This window comes from Methanobacterium sp. BRmetb2, assembly GCA_003491285.1.
In the GTDB taxonomy this organism is placed as follows: Archaea; Methanobacteriota; Methanobacteria; order Methanobacteriales; family Methanobacteriaceae; genus UBA117.
The window spans coordinates 2,052,837-2,071,774 of record CP022705.1 but is presented as its reverse complement, the minus strand read 5'-3'; the positions used below and the strand labels follow the sequence as shown (position 1 = coordinate 2,071,774).

Sequence of the window (18,938 nt, the reverse complement as noted above, 5' to 3'; positions counted from 1 at the left end):
GTAATATTTAGACATAAATAACGAGATTAACATGATAATGTACGATTTTTATCAAATAATTGGACAGTTAATTTTTATTGCAGGTATAATTATTGTACTGCTCCTTTCACTAAGTTTAATTCTTGGAAAAATTTTGATAAGGCAAGATAGGCTCATTTTCCCTAAATTACTACTTTTTACCATAGATATATTTTATGGTCCTTTTAAGAAGTTTTCAGAAAATTTGGGATTAGAAGAAAAAATAGTTGATCAGATAGGTGTTGAGGTAAGAAATAAGGTTAACAAAAAAGCTTTTGACAATTCAGAACCTGAAGAAAGATTATTGATACTCCCTCATTGTCTCCGACATGCTGATTGCGAGGCAAAACTTGATTCATCCGGATTAAAATGTACAGACTGCAATCGATGTGTAATAGGGCCCTTGAAGAAGAAGGCAGAAAATATGGGATATAAAGTTTTCATAATACCCGGATCAACTTTCCTTAAGAAAATTGCGGAAAAAAACAGGTTTAAAGCAGTATTAGGTGTGGCATGTTATCAAGACTTGAATCTGGCAATGATGAAACTCTCCAAGTTCTCATGTCAAGGAGTGCCACTCTTGAAAGATGGATGTATAAACACTAAAGTTGACTACAATGAAGTATTAGAAAAGATGGGTGCGGCAACACCAAAAAAGAAGATCAACGGTGTTTCTTGCAACTCAAAACCAGACAAAAAAAGTTACATTTAATAATTTCTATAGGATTCTTGTAGTTATAAATTAAATTAAACTAATTTTACAGTTATCTACATTAAATTAACTGAAAATATCATTGAATAGAAATGAAATGGCTCGATTTGAATCTCTGCAGAAGCAGTATATGTTGGTTCATTCGAGTTATTCTCTAAATTTACAACTGGGTCTTCTGCATAACAAGAATCCATTAGAAAGATGTTTCAATACAAAAAATTATTAACGAAACTTTTATAACTTTAATATTATTTCCCTCAACGTAATAATTTATATTTTTAATAATATTTGTGATTCATTAGACCAGTGACATAAAATTTCATCATCTTATATTATGAAATAATGAAATGATTAATTATTTTATAAAAATGGTAAAATTTATATTAGGGTATATGTAAATAGTATAGATACCTATGTATCAATCTAACATAGGGGCCATAATGTCACTTCCAGGGGTTTATGTTTTTGCTATAACCTACTCCCACATATCAATTAATCCCTGGATGGCATTAATTTCCTAACTAATTTTATTATTTATTATAAAATTAAAGTAACTTATTTAAAGGTATTATTCTTCAAACACTTTTTATACAGCAAAAATTAGTTATAAACTATTTAAAGGAGTAATAGCTAAAAATTCTTTTTTTAAAAATTATAAAAAATATCTATAAAATTAGAATCTTATTTTTAAAATAACAATGCAATATCTGAAAATTTATAAATTCCTTTAATTATAACTCAATATGCTTAAAACATTATGAATATCTCTAGTAATTATGGAGAAATTATATGTCTGAAATACCTGTAACGGATAATCACATCCACGTAGATCCCATTAATGGGGAAGGTCCTTTAGAAGTTGCTAAAAAATTTGAAAGAGCTGGTGGGAATATAATGATAATACCTAACAAACCTACCTGGACTGTTAGTGATACTTGCTCTTTTAAAGAGGCTATGGAATTAGTGGTTTCCTATGTAAATGAAATAAACTCCAAAACCCAAACTAAAGCATATGCCATTGTTGGAGTACATCCCGCCGAACTTTCCAGACTGATCAAAAATGGAGTGCCCCATAACAGAGCAGAAGAAATGATGAAAGATGCCTTGAAGACTGCACAGCGAATAGTCCAAAAGGGTGATGCCATTGGTATAGGGGAAATAGGACGACCTCATTATGAAGTAAGCCCTGAAGAACTAGAAATCCATAATAAACTCATTTTATATTCTATGGAACTTGCAAGTGATGCAGATTGTGCTGTACAGCTGCATACTGAAAGTGCTACTAGCAAAGAATTCGAAGAATTTGCAAACATGGCCCACGAAAGTAAACTAAAAGCATACAAAGTAGTCAAACATTTTTCAGGGCCTTTAGTGAATAAAAAAGAAAATTTTGGATTAACTCCCTCACTTATATCAACCAGAACTGTAGTAATAGAAGGTTTAAAGAAAGGTAAAAACTTTTTAATGGAAACTGATTATCTGGATGATTTAAATCGGCCAGGTGCAGTTTTAGGTCCTAAAACAGTTCCCAGAAGAACCAATGAATTAATAAGAAAAGAAATTTTAAGTCTGGAGGATGCATACACAATTCATGTGAAGAACGTGGAGAAGGTCTATGGTATAGACCTTGATTTTTAGAAACAATTTACTAAAGAATTATTTAAACCTTATTAACCATGACCGCCTCCAATGAGGAAACTGACCAGTGATATAAATATTCCTATGGCCACGATTTCCACACTAGTTTTTAATATACTTTCCTTGGAAACTTTTCCAAGATAAATTCCCAGAAATACTAAAGCAACAAAACAAAAACAAACTGTGACAATTATAGCAGTTAACCTATCTCCTAAAAAAAGAAAGGGCACAACAGGTACAAATGACCCGATAAAACTGGAAAAACCATGGGTAACCATACTCATATATATCCTTCTTTTAGCTTGCTGGTGAATTAAAGTATCATCTAAAGATCCTTCTTCCCGGACCATTTTACGCTCCAGTTCACGTAAGGTACGAACTTCTTCGGCTCGCTCACCAATAAAAGAACCGAATGCATTTGATAAAGCTAAAGCTATTCCTCCGCTCAAACCAGTAAGGCCGATGATGTAATTAGGAATATTTGCATCTCCCACAGCAGCAACACCACTGGCAGCCAATGTAACACCCATAACAGCTAAAATTCCGTCAAGACTACCTAAAGCAACGTATCTGCTCATTTTAAAATATTCATTGATAAATTCTTTGATATTCATCTAAAATTAATCCTCAATCTGATTTTTAATTCTTGTAGAAACTTTATTTATAAAATTTTAATAATTAAAGGAATGGATTATCCTCTACCTAATTCTTTATGGGCCCGGGCAAGGTGTCCGGCTGCAATAGCTCCCATTAATGAAAGTTCACCAGCTAAAACTATTCCTCCCACAATTTCTGCGAATTTTCCAATCTTTCCAGAACCATAAGCATCCATGATCTCTAAACATTCTTTAGCAGTTTCTAACCGGGTACCTCCACCAAAAGTGGCCAGTGGCAAATCTGGCAGGGTAACTGCAAAGTATAAATCTCCATTTTTATCCTCGGCTATGGTTATACCCAGACTCCCTTCAACAACATGTGCCTCATCCTGTCCTGTGGCCAGGAAAACCGCCCCGATCATGTTAGCATAATGAGCATTAAATCCCATAGAACCGGCAATGGCAGATCCCATGAAATTTTTTGATAGATTAACTTCTTTTATAGCCTCAATAGATGTTTTAAGTTTCTTTTCAACAATACTTTCTGGAACGATAACTTCTGCAACAACTGTTTTTCCCCTTCCTTCAATGAGGTTTATTGCTGCTGGTTTTTTATCAACACATACATTACTGCTCAAAGCCACCACATGTGCTCCCGTTTTATACTGCAAAAGATTTAAAGCAGCTTCTGTTGCTATGGTAACCATGTTCATTCCCATACTGTCTCCAGTGGTATATACAAAACGGGGGTAGACATATCGACCCACAACCAGAATAGGTTCAATTTTAATCAGTTTTCCATGTCTGGTTGTTACCTCAGCTGCCTTTTTAAGTTCACTGAAATGGTTTTCTATCCATTTTTTCAATTCCAGTGCTTCAGTTACAGATTCTGTCTTTAAAACTGGTGCTCTGGTCATTTTATCATCAATTATTCTAACAGTGGCACCGCCTGATTGAGATATTACAGAGCATCCTCTATTAACTGAAGCTACTAAAGCCCCTTCTGATGTTGCCAGAGGTACATAAAAATTTCCCTGGGTGTGTTCACCATTTATCTTCAAAGGACCAGCCACACCTACTGGTATTTGTATAGCCCCAATAGGATTTTCTATGTTTCTTTTACCTGCATCTTCCATGTTCATGGAGAAATTAGCTACATGTTCCATTTTGTTATTGGAAATAGATTCAATGTACTTTCTTCTAATTTCCACGGCTTTGTTGAAGTCCTTCACATGTTTTTCAATTTCATGTAATTTTATTTCACCATTAGATATTTTATTGATCAATTCTTTTTCATTTAACATGTTATCACGGAAAAAATAATTTTGTAAACATCAGTTTATAAAATGTTTTTTATAATTCCAACAATATCTGAAGGACGTGTTGCAACTTGAACGCCTGCATCTTCAAGTGCCCTCATTTTAGTTGCAGCAGTTCCTGCTTCTCCTTCTATTATAGCCCCTGCATGACCCATACGTTTTCCTGGTGGAGCGGTGGTGCCGGCAATATAAGCTACAACTGGTTTGGATATATTATCTGCTATAAATTCAGCTGCTTTTTCCTCAGCATTTCCACCGATCTCCCCTATCATTACCATTGCTTCAGTTCTTTTGTCTTCTTCGAAGCGAGACAAAACATCCGAAAAATCAAGCCCAACTACTGGATCTCCACCAATACCTAAACATGAACTCTGTCCCATTCCAGAATTGGTAATTTGACTGGCAACTTCATAGGTTAAAGTTCCACTTCGAGATACGATACCTATGTTCCCATCATTAAATATATGGGTGGGCATAATACCCAATTTACCTATTCCAGGGGTTATTATACCTGGCGTGTTAGGTCCAATAACCACTGAATTTTCTCTGCGAGCATATTCTACTATTTCCATTGAATCATGGATGGGTATATGCTCAGTTATAATTACAACTAAATCTAACTGTGAAATTGCTTCAAATGCAGCATCTTTAGCAAATGGTGCAGGAACGAAAATTATGGAAGCATTTATACTTATCTCTTCTTTTGCCTCTTCAATGGTGTTATAAATATCAATGTCTTGGAATTTCTGGCCACCTTTTCCTGGCGATGTTCCAGCCACAATTTTTGTTCCATATTTAAGCATCTGTTCTGTGTGGAATGATCCTTGCATTCCAGTTATTCCCTGCACAATGCATCTGGTATTTTCATCAAGAAGTATCATCGAAAACCTACCTTTTATTATTATGAATAATATTATTTTCTTCTTAATTATTTCAAGTTATAAATATATCTTCATTATATTATGGTGGAAATTTATTATAGATGTTATGTTTTATAGATTTAAAATTCTGGTTCTCTGCTCTATAGGAACTGCAAGATCAATGACATTGCCATTCATATATGCTGTTACTGAGACTATAACACTTCCAGGTATTATATAGGAAGGGGAGCCTCTTTTTACTAAGTAAACATTCTTATTTCCAAGGGCAGCGCCAACCATGGCCCCGGCTACGACTCCGACACTTTCAATATTTTCGATTGTGGCCACTACCACGGGATCATCAGTCATATCTGAGACATAACCCACTCCAGGAATATTTTTCAGACTGTTAACCACACTTCCCTGAACATCAAATACATTGTCCATGGAACTAGCAGCTTTTATTGCAGAACTTGCCACATCGTTTACAAATGATTCACCACCATAAGTGTCAAAGGCCAGGATTACTGCATCTGGAAAAAAATCTTGGTTAATCTTTGCATCTACATAGGAAATTCCTTCTCCTGCATTCTCAGGATCCTCTGATACGCCGCTAATATCCCCTAAATCCTCGGCGTTATTCCTTAAAATATTCATTATTTCTTTATTGATAGTTTCCAACTTGTTATCTGGTACAAATGCACTAATTACCACATCATCACCAGTTATATTGGTAAGAGCAGCACTATGAGCACCAAAATCCATTAATTGGGGAATATCATTTTCAAGATTTTTTATAAGGTCCTGACTACATGAAACATCGTTTCGGGAGATATCAGCACCTATAGCAGTTATTTTCAAAAGATCACCACTTATAATCTAATATTCAAAATCAGTAGTATTGTTATTGAGATCAAATCTGAAATTATTTATCATTATTCTCATTAACCCCTATTTTGTACCATACTAAAATTTTGAATCAATATTTAATATCAATATAAAAAAACTTGTTTTTAAAGATTTTTATAATTAATTATTGTTTTAAAACTCATGAGACTATTTCTAATAATAATAGCTCAAAATTCTAAAAACTAAATGTATTTCATTTATTTAAGGAAGGATATTTATAATTTAAATACAATATAAATATTTTAATTGTATATATTTTCAAATTATTTTCAATTGATAATCTTTAAAAAAAATATAGGATATGTGTAGGTCTTGTCAAAAAAAACTAGGATATGTATCCCTATAATGGAAAAAGACTCTAAGCTGCTGGAAAAATCAGCATTAAAAGCTATTGATGTAGGTGCAGATATACTGGAATTGAGGATTGACTTTCTTAAAAACCCTGATCCCCACACTATGCAAAGATTAATATACGATCTTGATTATCCTATTATAGCAACCAACAGGATGCAAAATGAAGGTGGTTTCTTCATTGGTTCCGAAGTAGAACGAACTGATATATTAATAAAAGCCGCAAAATACGCTGAATTTATTGACATTGAGCTTCAAACTCAAAGTAAATACAGAAAACCCGTGATAAATAAAGCTAATTCAACAATTATCTCATTTCACGATTTTAAAAAGACCCCTCCCCTGAAAGATCTTCTCAAAATTGTGGATGAATCTAAAAAAATTGGTGACATAGCTAAATTTGCAGTAATGCCACACACACTTAAAGATACCTTGACAGTATTAGAAGTACTAACCAATGTAGAAGACACTATTGGAATAGCCATGGGTGATATGGGAAGATATACTAGAATTATTGCCCCAGTTTTTGGTTCTCCCATAACTTACGCATCATTAGATAATGCATCTGCCCCAGGGCAATTGGATGTTGAATCTACAAAAAATATATTAAACCAGATTTTATAAAATAAATGAAAAAAATTTATAAAAATGGACCTAAAAAAATTTAATTGGTGGTGATTAATTGAAATCAAGATCATGGATAATTGCAGGTATAATCGTGGTTTTTATTGTAGCGGCAGCTTCTGCCTATTTATACCAAGGGTTAGATAAAGTTGATGTAACCATAGATACAAATGGAACGGAAATAACCGTCAAAACTACTGCTTCAATTTTTAATAATGCACCGCCCGAGATGACGACAGAAATTGAACAATATGTTACCAATGCAGTTAAAGATTATCACAGCACGGTAGAAAGCATACAGAAAGATGTTCAGGAGATTGTTAAATCATACGGTTATAAAGAGGCTACAGTAACTATTAACTCCCAGTTTGGATTAAATCAACTCCCTATGCCTGCTGTTGTAAATGGAGATTCTATGGTGCCTACTTTAAAAAACGGACAGCAAATTGTTGTTCTTAAAACAGATAACTATAAAGTTGGTGACATAGTTGTGGCGGTTCATCCAGAATATGATCTTATAGTAAAAAGGTTGTCAAAAATTGAAGGTGACCGAGTCTATTTAACCAGTGACAACAAGAATGTAGAAACTACAACCATATACCATTCCACCTACTACGAAGTAATCACTAAAACTCCATTAAACACTTGGCTTCCTAAAGATAGTGTTATTGGTGTTGTGAAAGTTTATTAAACAGCAAATACCCGGTTTAACCTAAAAATGATTAATTAAATTTTTTTTCTTTTTAATTTTCAATAATAAAATTCCCTTAAAAACTAATTTGTAAAAGATGAATAACAATAATATAAATTAAATGTAGGAATTTATTATAAAACTTAATTTCAATTTAAAAAAAGTGTAGATAAAAAGAATTTGTATCTAACTTAACTCTGAGAGTTTTTTTATTCTTTTTACCATATTTGGATGGGTGGACATTATTTCCATGACTTTATGAGATAAGCTGACCTTAGTCTCACTGTATTTAAGCCTTGAAAGTTCACTTTCACTTATAACTCCATCCATGTCCATGTCCAGTTGCCTGAGATCAGATATTTCGTTACCTGCATCTGATATGTCATTAACAAAGAAGGCCTTTATTCCTTCTACCTCTTTTATTTCATCTTTGTTCGCTGCTGCTGAGCCATAAACAAGTTTGTATAGGGCACTGGCAAGTTTATGTGGTGGATTCCCCAGTTCAACACTGCCCTGATCGGCATAATATTCTCTTACTCTTGATACAAATAGAACCAGCAAGTTACCTAATATATAGCCTGCAAGTGCAGCTACTCCAATTAGTGCGGCTCCACCTTCCCTATTTCGACCTCCAGAGAATAACGTGCTTATAAATATGTAATAACATATCAAAGGCACTACACTAAGTAAAGTCATTACCATCATGTCCATGTGCCTTATATGGGATATTTCATGACCTAAAACAGCTTTTAGTTCATCTTCATCCAATAAATTGATAATTCCACGGGTTACACAAACCCTTCCATCTCCTTTAGATTTACCGAATGCAAAAGCATTAGGTACTCCAATTTCAGATATACCTACCTTTGGCTTAGGTATGCCTGCATTGTAGGCTAATTCTCCCACCATACGGTGAAGATTGGGGGCCTCTGCTTCGGATACATATCTAACTTTCATCATGGATTCGACCATAAAAGGACCCAAGAGGTACTGCCCCAGTACAATGACTAGTGCAAAGAAACCAAACATTAATGGACTGCCAAATCCAAAATAATAGCTTACAGCAGCCACTATAGCATAAAGTAGCCCGAATAATAGTACTGTTGCAAACCATAGTCGAAGTCTTAACTTCCAAATACTTGAACCGTTCATTTGAACATCTACCTCTTTATTGTTCTATATTTCAAATAATCTGATTAATTTTTATTTTATTCATTTAAATATTACTTTAAAGAATTAATTTTGATTATTAATTTATAATAATCTTATAGTTAATATTGGTTATTAAAATATAAAATTTTTACTATAAATAATTTATCATTGTAATATTTAATCAATAAAAAAATTGTATGAATATTATTTAATTTATCTCCACAAATAGTTAAAAAAACAAACTATTTTATATACAGATTGATATGTAGATATGTAATTAATTCTAATCGTTGTTATTGAAAAAATGAATAAACTAATTCAATTTATATATTTAAGAAATATTATAAGTTGATTCAATATTATGATTTATTTGTAGGGTGAATCAATGAAAAAGAACTTGATGTCAATGGAAACTTTTCTTATATTTTTACGAGGATTGTTCATGGGAACTGCTGATATAATACCCGGAGTTTCGGGTGGAACCATAGCATTAATTACAGGAATATATGAAAGACTGATTCATGCCATAAGTAAAATAGATTTTAAATTCATTTTATATCTTTTTAAAGGAGATTTTAAAAGTTTCAAAAAAAATGCAATGCAGGAAATAGATTTTGAGTTATTCATCCCACTCTTGGCAGGTATAGGTCTTGCCATTCTCACCATGTCCAAGGTTATATCATACCTTTTAACAAGTTTTCCAGCACCTACTTTTGCTTTTTTCTTTGGATTGATTTTAGCATCAGCCATATTTGTTTATGGGCATGTTGACGAACTAAGCATAAAAAACATTTTATTTGCAATTATTGGATTTGTATTTGCCATTATTTTTGTCGGATTAAATCCAATACAGGCCAATCATTCCCTACCTATAATATTCTTATCTGGTGCAGTGGCCATATGTGCAATGATACTACCGGGAATATCCGGAGCATTTATATTGCTCCTTCTAAATCAATATGAATACATGATAAATGTATTAAATAACATGCAAATCGTCGATATAATAACCTTTATTGCCGGTGCTTTAATTGGAATTTTATCATTCTCAAGACTATTGGACTACCTTCTAAAACACCATAAATCCATAACCATGGCATTTCTGGTAGGTTTAATGGTGGGTACCTTGAGACTTCCTTACGAAAAAATTGTATTGAATATGGGATCAATATGGCCTATTTTAGGGGCTGCCGCATTTGGGTTTGTTATTGTTTTCATATTGGAATGGAAATTTAAAGGACAAAAACAGCCATTAAAACTTTAATAAGTTCTATCATAAGATTAAGAGATTAAAAAATTAATATAATCAATTTAATTTTAGAATAATTTAATAGATTCAGATAGATATAATAAAAAAATAAGTTAAGAGAACTCTTCTTAAACTTTATGTTCCCCTTTTTAAATCAGTATATGCCTTGCTTAAGCTGTTTATGACATGTTTTCTAATTTCAATATCTTTATCATCTAAAAATTGGGTCAATGCATTTACTGCGGCAGAAGGGCCGCCAATTTCCGCAAAATTCCACGAATTCATTGCAATTAAATAATAAGCTTCTTCTTCAACATTTTTAGCTTTCCATCCCAAGTGCATTAAGGATAGGGCAGCTTCTTTACGAACCTGTTTATCTCCATCATTTAAAATGTTAATTAATGGCAAAACTGCATCTTTATCCTCTATTTTTCCTAAAACTCTTGCTGCACTGGCACGTACAACATTTTCTTCAAATTTTAGTGCATTAATAAGAGGTTTAACTGATGGTTTTCCTATTTTTATTAAAGCTTTTTCAGTTTTGGATCTGATGCGTTGATTACTATCACTTAACATTTTTATTAAAGAATCTACCGCTTTTTTATCACCCATATCACCCAAAGCTTCAACAGCAACTCTTCTAACACCTGGATCCTCATCTTCTAATTTTTTAGCAACAAAGCCTATAATCTGCTCTTTATCCATAATCCCCCTCCACATAAGCTATACACTACAACTAATTATGAATTTTAGAATATATCAACTATTACATCATGAAAATCTGAAGTGATAGATGGATATTAAAAAGTTTATATCCATGTACGTATAATTTATTCAAATTTAGAAAATTCCCGGGGATTAAAACCCTGCTTTAGAATAAGATTTTGATCATAACTACTCAATTGAACCTTGGAAGTGGGGGGTATAGGGCTTCCTTTTTTGGCGAGTATTACGCCACTCTTTTTATTGGCCCCTAAAAATTTTCCAGCATTGCCGTTGACGATTATTGTGCCAGATATCATGTCAATAGCAGTAAAATCATCAGTGTCACCATTAATTATTACCAAGCCACCGTTTAGCAGAGCACCAGTATTTCTTCCCCCATTTCCATTAATTCTAACCCGTCCTTTTTTCATTAGTATTCCCGTACTTAAATCAACATTACCGTTAAAAACAACGTCAACATTTTTATCTAATCTAGCCCCTACAGTGTCTTTTACTGAACCATCATTAATTATAAGCATATTATTAATTAACTGGCATTCCAGAAGTTGATCACCATCCTCAACATTGGTAATAATGTCAGTGATGGAACGGTACTTCTTATACCCGCTTTTATCAGATTTAACCTGTACCAAATTCCCAATTGGTTCTTTTACATCTCCTTTAACATAAATATTGCCCTTGACCATGCTGATTCCCATTCGAGTATCAACATTCCCGTCTACAATAACATCTCCCACATCTACTTCTTTTCCACTGCCACCAAAGTATTTTAAATCCACTCCCATACTGGAACAGAATCTGTGGCCAACATCGCCATTAATCTTGATATCCCCACCATTTTTAAGGTGTTCCACCAGATCTTCAAAGCTATATTCTGTATCTGGAATTTTCCATTCTGGAGATAGTTTTTCCCCTTTATGCTGCCAGTAAAAATTATAGGTAAAATCACACAAACAATCAACCGGCTTTTCAATATCTATTTCAAGTACATTATCGTCTGATCTATCTCTCTTTGACTTTTTACCAAAAATTTTAAGCATCTAAATCCCCTTTCAATTATTATAATACAAAAATTTTAGAATATTAAAATCTAAAACATTGTCACCTATCCCCATATTAATTATACTAATTCTAAACTATTATTTTATTGTAGAATATTCAAATTATAATATTCAAAGTTATTATTCCACTAAATTTATAATATGAATAACATGACCAGAGATGTATTAAAATATCTGAATAATATTAACGTAGACACGCGTTTTATCAGTTTAATGGATAAAATAGTCTACATTAATAATCTCAGATTTTCAAAGTTTTCCAAAAGAAAAGAAGAAGTATTTCTTAATAAATATCCTGATTTTAAGGTAGTAAGATCTAAAATTTTCCAGAAGATTTGTAGCAGAGCATCTAAAGTTCTGGTTAAAAATATAAAACCTCACGAGAACATTTTCATACTTAATAAAAGCACATGTTTAGATTACGCAGTTTTAACAGTTTTAGAACCATATCAAAGGAAATACGACATAAAACTATTTGTTGAAGATTCCTTCGATAAAATTGATAATCAAAAGATAGATGCTACTGCCTCCAACTTAACCTTAGACGATGAAGTGGAAACCATCCTAAATCGGATTTTAAATGGAAAAGAAGTTGACCTACTAAGTTCAAAAGATTATTACGATTCTAATGAAGGTAATAAAATAAAAATAATTTATCCTCTTTTAAATGTTCCAAAAAAATGGATTTATTCCTGGTTAGACCTTGAAAAAGATGAACTTGTGAGTATGGATGATGATCTAGCTAAATCTCTGCTGGATTTTCTGGAAAAATATGTTCCTGATGTTAGAGAAAATATTTATAAATCAACTGTTTTTATAAGTAAAAATAAAGTAAAAAAATGAGGTAGAATGTTAATATAAAAATAGAATGGTTAAAGATAAAATATTAAAAACTATTTAAAGCTGAAAAGGGATGTTTGTTCCACTTTTTTATCGGGCTTGGAATCTTTCTTTGAATTACTCTGTGAAAACTTCCCACCAGTATTATTACCCTTTTTTATATTATTCTTGTTTTTCGTGGTTTTTGATTTTTTAGGTTCTTTCTGGCTTTTTGATGATTTTTTAGAGTTAGTAGTTGAATATAGACCAGAACCTGAAACTCCTTTTTGTCCTGATTTATTAGTTGTTGATTTCTTCTTTTTAGATTTTTTCACTTTTATCTTCTTGGACCTAAAAAGTTTCACTTCTGAATCATCCAGATCGAAATAGTTAGCAAGTTCATAGGCGGTTTCATCATTCTGAAACATGGTTTCAAAGTAAGGAAACTGGGTTATTGCTTCTTTTTTAGAAACATGAAGTTTTTCACCAATTTTTTCAGCTACTTTATTTCTTAAATCCCTCTTAGCTCTGCTTTTTGAAAGTAACGTGTATACTGATGAGGTTCCATATCTTGCAAATTTTTTATAAGTTTCATCTTTAGCCAGTGCCACACCCAAACCCATAAAATCAAAGGTGTATCTCCAGTATGTGTAGTCACGTGTGTTGAAAGCTCTTCCAAAATTCAGGTCAGCCAAGGACACCATATCATAAGCTTTTTCAATTTCATAATTTTTTTCGTATTCACGAGGAATATTCTCAGTTATCAATTCAAGAACAAAGTTTGGATCTTCTTGCAGACGCATAGCCTCTTTAATACGCTTTAATGTTTTGCTTTTAAGAACGGTTCTAACTGAATCAAAAATATTAGAAACGTTATCTTTTTGGGATACTAAATCAAGGTCGTTGGAAGTTATTTTTTCCTCGCCCTGGGCCATTATTTCCAGATCATTTATGGCAGATCGAAGATCCCCACTGGATCTTTTTGCCAGATCCTTTAGAACTGCATCATCAAATTCAATACCTTCCTGAACACATATTTTCTTAAGAAGAGCTGCAATAGAATTGGTATGAACCTTCCTGATAGTTACAACATTGCATTTGGTTTTAAAACCTTTAATACGGTTACTGTATGGATCGTTAGCCATCATTATGATGGGATGTTTTCCTTCTTTAATTATTTTATTTATAGCCCTAACACCACCCCGGTCATCACGACCATGAAGACCATCCACTTCATCAAGTATTATAAGTTTTAAACCTTTATTAAATAGAGAAGTTGTAGCGGAAGCCTCACCTATTGTTCTCATTATAATATCGTATGATCGTTTATCACTGGCATTAAGTTCTACATGATCAGAGAATTTGGAGGCTATTACATGGGCTAAGGTGGTTTTTCCCGTGCCGGGAGGACCCACCAGTAAGAGACATTTTTGGGGATTGTTTTCCTTCCAATTGTCAATCCATTCCATTATCTCTTTTTTTGCCTTTAGATTGCCAACTACTTGGTCAAATGTTTTAGGACGATACTTCTCTGTCCACATTTAATCTGCCCTTGATTTTGATAAAAATTTTGTAATAAGTGCTTCCAATTGTATTCTGGGATTTGCACCCTCTCTTATTCTGAAATCATATTCACTAATATTGGTAATAAGATTCATATAGGTTTGTTCATCTATAGCATCCTGCATGGCCATACGGGATACTTCTTGATAAATCTGGGTGACCATATCCTCTCCACTGATTCCCTGAACCACCATGACTTCCCGGAGTATATTCCTGGCTCCGAGGAAATCTCCGCTTAATGCCTTGTTAATCATCTTCTTAACATCTTTGGGCCGTGCTTTGGAAACCACTTCATGAATGCTTTCCTCGGTTATTTCCTCACTTACAGATGCTGATGCCTGGAGGATGTTTATAGCTTTTCTAAGATCACCCTCAGCAAAATATACAATGCTTTCAATGGCTTTAACATCAATATCAAGATTTTCTTTTTTGGCAATAACTTCTAACCGTTTTATGATATGATTACCTTTTACCGGTGCAAATCGGAAGATGGCACATCGAGATTGGATAGGATCTATAATCTTAGAGGAATAGTTACAGGAAAGAATAAATGAAGAAGTCTTGGTATACATCTCCATTTCACGTCTTAACGCATGTTGAGCGTCTTTAGTCATATTGTCTACTTCATCCAAAAATATAATTCTGAAAGGAGCACCAACCGGCTTTAAACGGCAGAAATTTTTAATATTGGTTCGTACTGTGTCAATACCCCTGGCATCAGAAGCATTTAACTCTAAAAAATTCTGTCTCCAGTACTCCCCTAAAATAGATTTAGCCAGTGCTAAGGCAGTTGTTGTCTTACCAACTCCTGCTGGGCCAGTAAACATAAGGTTTGGCATGCTTTCTTCATCAACGTATCTTTTTAATCTTTGTACAATATGATCTTGACCTACTACTTCATCTAAACTGCTTGGTCTGTATTTTTCTACCCATGGCCCGTTCATCTAATCACCATCTACCTTTTAGTTATTTTAATAATATATACGAGATTAAACTAAATTTTTTAATCAAAACAATTATCTTAAATACTCATACTATTTTTACAAAACCAATTCCATGATTGGATTGTAAGAATTTTTATTTGATTTATTTAAAAATAGTAATTTCCAGTTAGATAAATTTATTTATTAACATTCGTCAGATTTTTTTAGAAAATCTGGATTTTATTATATTAATATTTTTATTTGAATTACCTTTTAATTTTTATAATTTATCCTTTAAACTATTCTGGAATGACATCACACTAGGTTTGATACCAGTCCAGATTTGAAATGATTCTATTCCCTGGTAAATTAACATTTTAATCCCAGATACTGATTTTGCACCGGCCTTATCTGCTTCTATAAGCAAACTAGTTTTAAGTGGATTATAAACCATGTCAAACACTGTTAAATTAGAATGCATGTATTCTGCAGTAATAACTGGATTTTCATCAATATTTGGATACATTCCGAGGGGAGTGGTGTCAATAAGGATATCTACATCTTTTAATTCTGTTTTTAATTGGCCAAGATCTACGGCTTCAACATCACCTTTGAAATTATTTAGAATATCATCTCTAAGAGTTATAGCATTGTTAACTGTTCGGTTAGCAATGACCATGGAACCTGCACCTTCTAAAAGTATTTGAAAAGCAGCAGCACGTGCTGCTCCTCCTGCACCAGTTATTACAACCCTTTTATTTTTTATAGATGTTACCTCTTCCAAAGCTCTTACCAAACCTATCCCATCAGTATTATATCCTTTGATTATATTGTCTTCAAATTTTACAGTATTAACTGCTCCAATGAGTTGGGATGACCTGTCTAATTCATCCAAAAATTTGATAATCGCAGTTTTATGGGGTATGGTAACGTTTAAACCTTTAATGTTAAGACTCTGTGCTCCTTTAATGGAAGTTTCCAGATCTTCTTTTGAAACTCTGTATGGAACATATACATAATCTAATCCCAGTTCCAAAAACGCAGCATTATGCATCAAAGGAGATAAGCTGTGTTCTATCGGATCACCAATTAAACCTACCACATTAGTTTTACCAGTAATCATATTATCACATATAATTTATCCAATTATTAAGTTAAGTAGTTAATTATAATTAAACCAATAATTTATCCGGTTTTAACAGTAAATTATTATTAGTAATGTAATATAATATCATCAAATCAAATGAATGGTTTATTAAAACTTGTTAATTAATAAATTGATTTTAAATTCCAGATAGAGCAAATCTAAAAAATGCAACTGATTTTATATAGGTATAATACATAAAATTAATAAAATATAGATTATATTAAATAAAATAAATTTGTTTAATGTGTAAATTAAATTATAGATTAAAATTGTTATTAAGTCGAGTTAAGAACTAGATATATAAAAAAAATAAATTATTATCACAATATTTTAAGTAATAAATTACATTAAGAAATTATATTAAACTAGATAATGGGGGTATAAATATTGCCAGCTAAACAACGATTTGTTCTGGATACAACAGCATTTACTGATAATCAAATGCGTGATGTTCTAGGTGATGGAGAACTCTTAAAAACAGTTGATGTTTTATTAGATCTAATTGCCAGGTCCAGGATAAAACTTAACATGAGCTGTCATATGCCGCCAATTACCTATAAAGAATTCTCAGATTATATGGCCCGCTATGAGTGCCCGGAAGATATAATGATCAAAGCTGAAACTTGGATTGTTAAGAAATCACCCAACCGTTATGATACTAAAATACCCTCTGAAATATTTTATGAATATGTTCATGACATGAGAGAGAGAATGAATAAGGGTATGCGCATTTCTGAAAGTGCAGTATGGGAGGCAGCAGTTGAATCTATGGTCATGGCATCCCGCGGTCAGAAAAAAACTGATATCGAAGTAAAAATTATTGGTAAAGCCATAAAAGATTTTAGAAAGAAATACCGGGCTGCCTTAAGGAAAGGAACACTAGATAGTGCCCCCGACCTTGACGTATTATTACTGGCCAAGGAATTAGGTGCTGGTGTGGTTGCAGCAGACGAAGGAATAAAAATATGGGCTGAAAGATTAGGTTTAAGATTTTTAAGCGCCAAATCATTCCCTAAAATGCTAAAAGAATATTTAAAGTTTTATGAGTAATCTACTCAACTTATATCATTCTTAAATAATTAATGTAATTTTTTAGTAAATACATAAATGAACTATTATTATTTTATTAATGGAGTAATTAGATAAGAATGTTATTTTTATCATAAAATTGAAATAATTTGACACTTTTTATTGTGGAGGATATATAATGGAAATATTGAGACCCAGAGGAACTCGTGATTTTCTATTTGATGAAATGGAACAGAGAAAATACGCTGAAAATACTCTAAGAAGAGTTTTTGAAACTTATGGTTACGGTGAAATTAAAACCCCTTTATTTGAAGATTTAACTCTTTTTACCATGAAATCTGGTGAAGAGATTAAAGAACAGATTTATCACTTTAAAGACAAAAGTGAACGGGAACTGGCACTTCGACCCGAACTCACAGCACCTGTTGCTCGGCTTTATATGGACCAATTTCAGAAAAGTCCTAAACCCATCAAAATGTATTATTTCGGGAGCTGTTTTAGATATGAAAGACCCCAAGCAGGAAGATGGAGACAGTTCTGGCAGTTTGGATGTGAATTAATCGGTGGAAAATCTCCTGAAGCAGAAGCAGAAGTTATAACCATGGCCAACCAGAGCTTAGAAGATTTGGGCCTTGACAACTTCGAAATCCATATTGGTAATTTAGGAATTTTAAGAGGAGTTCTTGAAGAGGCCAATATAACTGACGAGAAGCAGGACCAGGTTATGGGTATCATTGACAAAGGAGATATGGAAGAACTTCAATCTTATTTGGACGACCTTAATTTACCTGAAAAGTATCGTGAAATTCTTTTAACACTGATTGGAATGGAAGGGGGAAAAAACTTACTATCCCATGTTAAAATGCTTATAAAAGACATTGATGCATCTTTTGAAGCATTAAATGACCTTGAAGAATTACTGAAAACTCTGGATGATTTTGGAATGGACAATTACGTGGTGAATTTAGGAATAGCCCGTGGACTGGATTATTATTCTGGAATGGTCTTTGAGATATATGTTCATGGTTTAGGAGCTCAAAAACAAATATGTGGTGGAGGAACCTATAACCTAATCGAAGTTTTCGGTGGAGAACAAGTAGAATCCACTGGATTTGCATTTGGATTTGATCGAGTAATGGGCGCACTTGAGAGTCAAAAAATCAATCTAAAAATTAAAAATAATCTGAAGGTATATGTGGCGCCTATATCTGAGAAAACCCGTGGTAAAGCATTTGAAGTAGTTCAAAATCTTCGAAGTGCAGGTATCGCTGCAGATGTTGATCTAGCACGTAAAAAATTAAAGAAAATATTAAATTATGCTAATAATTTAGGTGTAAACTATGTGGTTTTAATTGGAGAACGAGACCTAAAAGAGGGTAGGGTCACTTTAAAAGATATGAGAACCGGCACCCAGGAAATGATTGAAATTGATTCCATACAAGAAAACCTAAAAAAATTAATTTATGTTTAAACATAATAAATTATGTTACAATTAAATGATTGAAAAAGCCAATGCATATGATTAATTCTTGAAAAATATGGTTTAATCAA

At 32.8% G+C, this 18,938-nt stretch carries 18 protein-coding genes; 8 read left to right on the top strand and 10 right to left on the bottom strand.

The genetic code is table 11. The features are described 5' to 3' along the window. The first annotated feature begins 31 nt into the window (after positions 1-31). Positions 32-730, top strand: a complete 699-nt coding sequence (locus CIT01_10445) for a hypothetical protein (protein ID AXV38597.1) — start codon at positions 32-34, stop codon at positions 728-730. 789 nt (positions 731-1,519) lie between these two features. Beyond that, positions 1,520-2,368: a deoxyribonuclease gene (locus tag CIT01_10440; protein ID AXV38596.1), complete on the top strand. Its 849-nt coding sequence runs from the start codon at positions 1,520-1,522 to the stop codon at positions 2,366-2,368. Positions 2,369-2,400: 32 nt separating this feature from the next. On the opposite strand, the gene CIT01_10435 is transcribed toward CIT01_10440, so the two are convergent. The 4 genes from CIT01_10435 to CIT01_10420 all read right to left on the bottom strand — a co-directional run bounded on the left by CIT01_10435 (position 2,401) and on the right by CIT01_10420 (position 6,004). Next, a complete protein-coding gene (locus CIT01_10435) occupies positions 2,401-2,982 on the bottom strand; it encodes a TIGR00267 family protein (GenBank protein AXV38595.1) in 582 nt (193 codons plus the stop codon). A gap of 77 nt (positions 2,983-3,059) precedes the next feature. Beyond that, the gene (hmgA, locus tag CIT01_10430) at positions 3,060-4,268 is read right to left on the bottom strand and encodes a hydroxymethylglutaryl-CoA reductase (NADPH) (GenBank protein AXV38594.1); all 1,209 of its coding nucleotides are present in this window, start codon (positions 4,266-4,268) and stop codon (positions 3,060-3,062) included. Positions 4,269-4,303: 35 nt separating this feature from the next. Next, on the bottom strand, positions 4,304-5,164 hold the full coding sequence (locus CIT01_10425) for a succinate--CoA ligase subunit alpha (GenBank protein AXV38593.1): 861 nt from the start codon (positions 5,162-5,164) through the stop codon (positions 4,304-4,306). Between the two features lie 111 nt (positions 5,165-5,275). After that, entirely contained in the window at positions 5,276-6,004 is a 729-nt protein-coding gene (locus CIT01_10420) for a hypothetical protein (GenBank protein ID AXV38592.1), read from the bottom strand. A gap of 393 nt (positions 6,005-6,397) precedes the next feature. Here CIT01_10420 and aroD point away from each other — a divergent pair, with 393 nt between their 5' ends. Together aroD and CIT01_10410 are read left to right on the top strand one after the other, a co-directional pair. Beyond that, on the top strand, positions 6,398-7,027 hold the full coding sequence (aroD, locus tag CIT01_10415) for a type I 3-dehydroquinate dehydratase (GenBank protein ID AXV38793.1): 630 nt from the start codon (positions 6,398-6,400) through the stop codon (positions 7,025-7,027). 58 nt (positions 7,028-7,085) lie between these two features. Further along, positions 7,086-7,718 carry a phage repressor protein gene (locus CIT01_10410; protein AXV38591.1) on the top strand — a complete coding sequence of 211 codons (633 nt, stop codon included), beginning with the start codon at positions 7,086-7,088 and terminating at the stop codon, positions 7,716-7,718. Between the two features lie 186 nt (positions 7,719-7,904). On the opposite strand, the gene CIT01_10405 is transcribed toward CIT01_10410, so the two are convergent. Beyond that, positions 7,905-8,870: a peptidase gene (locus tag CIT01_10405; protein ID AXV38590.1), complete on the bottom strand. Its 966-nt coding sequence runs from the start codon at positions 8,868-8,870 to the stop codon at positions 7,905-7,907. Positions 8,871-9,255: 385 nt separating this feature from the next. Between CIT01_10405 and CIT01_10400 the strand changes: the two genes are divergently transcribed. Then, positions 9,256-10,134: a DUF368 domain-containing protein gene (locus CIT01_10400; GenBank protein ID AXV38589.1), complete on the top strand. Its 879-nt coding sequence runs from the start codon at positions 9,256-9,258 to the stop codon at positions 10,132-10,134. A gap of 120 nt (positions 10,135-10,254) precedes the next feature. Here the strand turns inward: CIT01_10400 and CIT01_10395 are convergent, their stop codons facing one another. Both CIT01_10395 and CIT01_10390 read right to left on the bottom strand, forming a co-directional pair. Next, positions 10,255-10,839, bottom strand: a complete 585-nt coding sequence (locus CIT01_10395) for a hypothetical protein (protein AXV38588.1) — start codon at positions 10,837-10,839, stop codon at positions 10,255-10,257. Between the two features lie 110 nt (positions 10,840-10,949). After that, the gene (locus tag CIT01_10390) at positions 10,950-11,885 is read right to left on the bottom strand and encodes a hypothetical protein (GenBank protein ID AXV38587.1); all 936 of its coding nucleotides are present in this window, start codon (positions 11,883-11,885) and stop codon (positions 10,950-10,952) included. A gap of 171 nt (positions 11,886-12,056) precedes the next feature. Here CIT01_10390 and CIT01_10385 point away from each other — a divergent pair, with 171 nt between their 5' ends. Continuing rightward, a complete protein-coding gene (locus CIT01_10385; protein ID AXV38586.1) occupies positions 12,057-12,749 on the top strand; it encodes a hypothetical protein in 693 nt (230 codons plus the stop codon). A gap of 50 nt (positions 12,750-12,799) precedes the next feature. Here the strand turns inward: CIT01_10385 and CIT01_10380 are convergent, their stop codons facing one another. The 3 genes from CIT01_10380 to aroE form a co-directional block, all read right to left on the bottom strand. After that, complete coding sequence (locus tag CIT01_10380; protein AXV38585.1) at positions 12,800-14,266, bottom strand: AAA family ATPase; 1,467 nt, start codon at positions 14,264-14,266, stop codon at positions 12,800-12,802. Beyond that, the gene (locus tag CIT01_10375) at positions 14,267-15,232 is read right to left on the bottom strand and encodes a replication factor C small subunit (GenBank protein ID AXV38584.1); all 966 of its coding nucleotides are present in this window, start codon (positions 15,230-15,232) and stop codon (positions 14,267-14,269) included. A 259-nt stretch (positions 15,233-15,491) separates the two neighbouring features. Next, on the bottom strand, positions 15,492-16,334 hold the full coding sequence (gene aroE, locus CIT01_10370) for a shikimate dehydrogenase (GenBank protein AXV38583.1): 843 nt from the start codon (positions 16,332-16,334) through the stop codon (positions 15,492-15,494). 411 nt (positions 16,335-16,745) lie between these two features. Here aroE and CIT01_10365 point away from each other — a divergent pair, with 411 nt between their 5' ends. Together CIT01_10365 and CIT01_10360 are read left to right on the top strand one after the other, a co-directional pair. Further along, positions 16,746-17,408 (top strand): RNA ligase partner protein, encoded by a 663-nt coding sequence (locus tag CIT01_10365; GenBank protein ID AXV38582.1) that lies wholly within the window; start codon positions 16,746-16,748, stop codon positions 17,406-17,408. Between the two features lie 157 nt (positions 17,409-17,565). Then, complete coding sequence (locus CIT01_10360; protein ID AXV38581.1) at positions 17,566-18,858, top strand: histidine--tRNA ligase; 1,293 nt, start codon at positions 17,566-17,568, stop codon at positions 18,856-18,858. Positions 18,859-18,938: the final 80 nt, after the last annotated feature.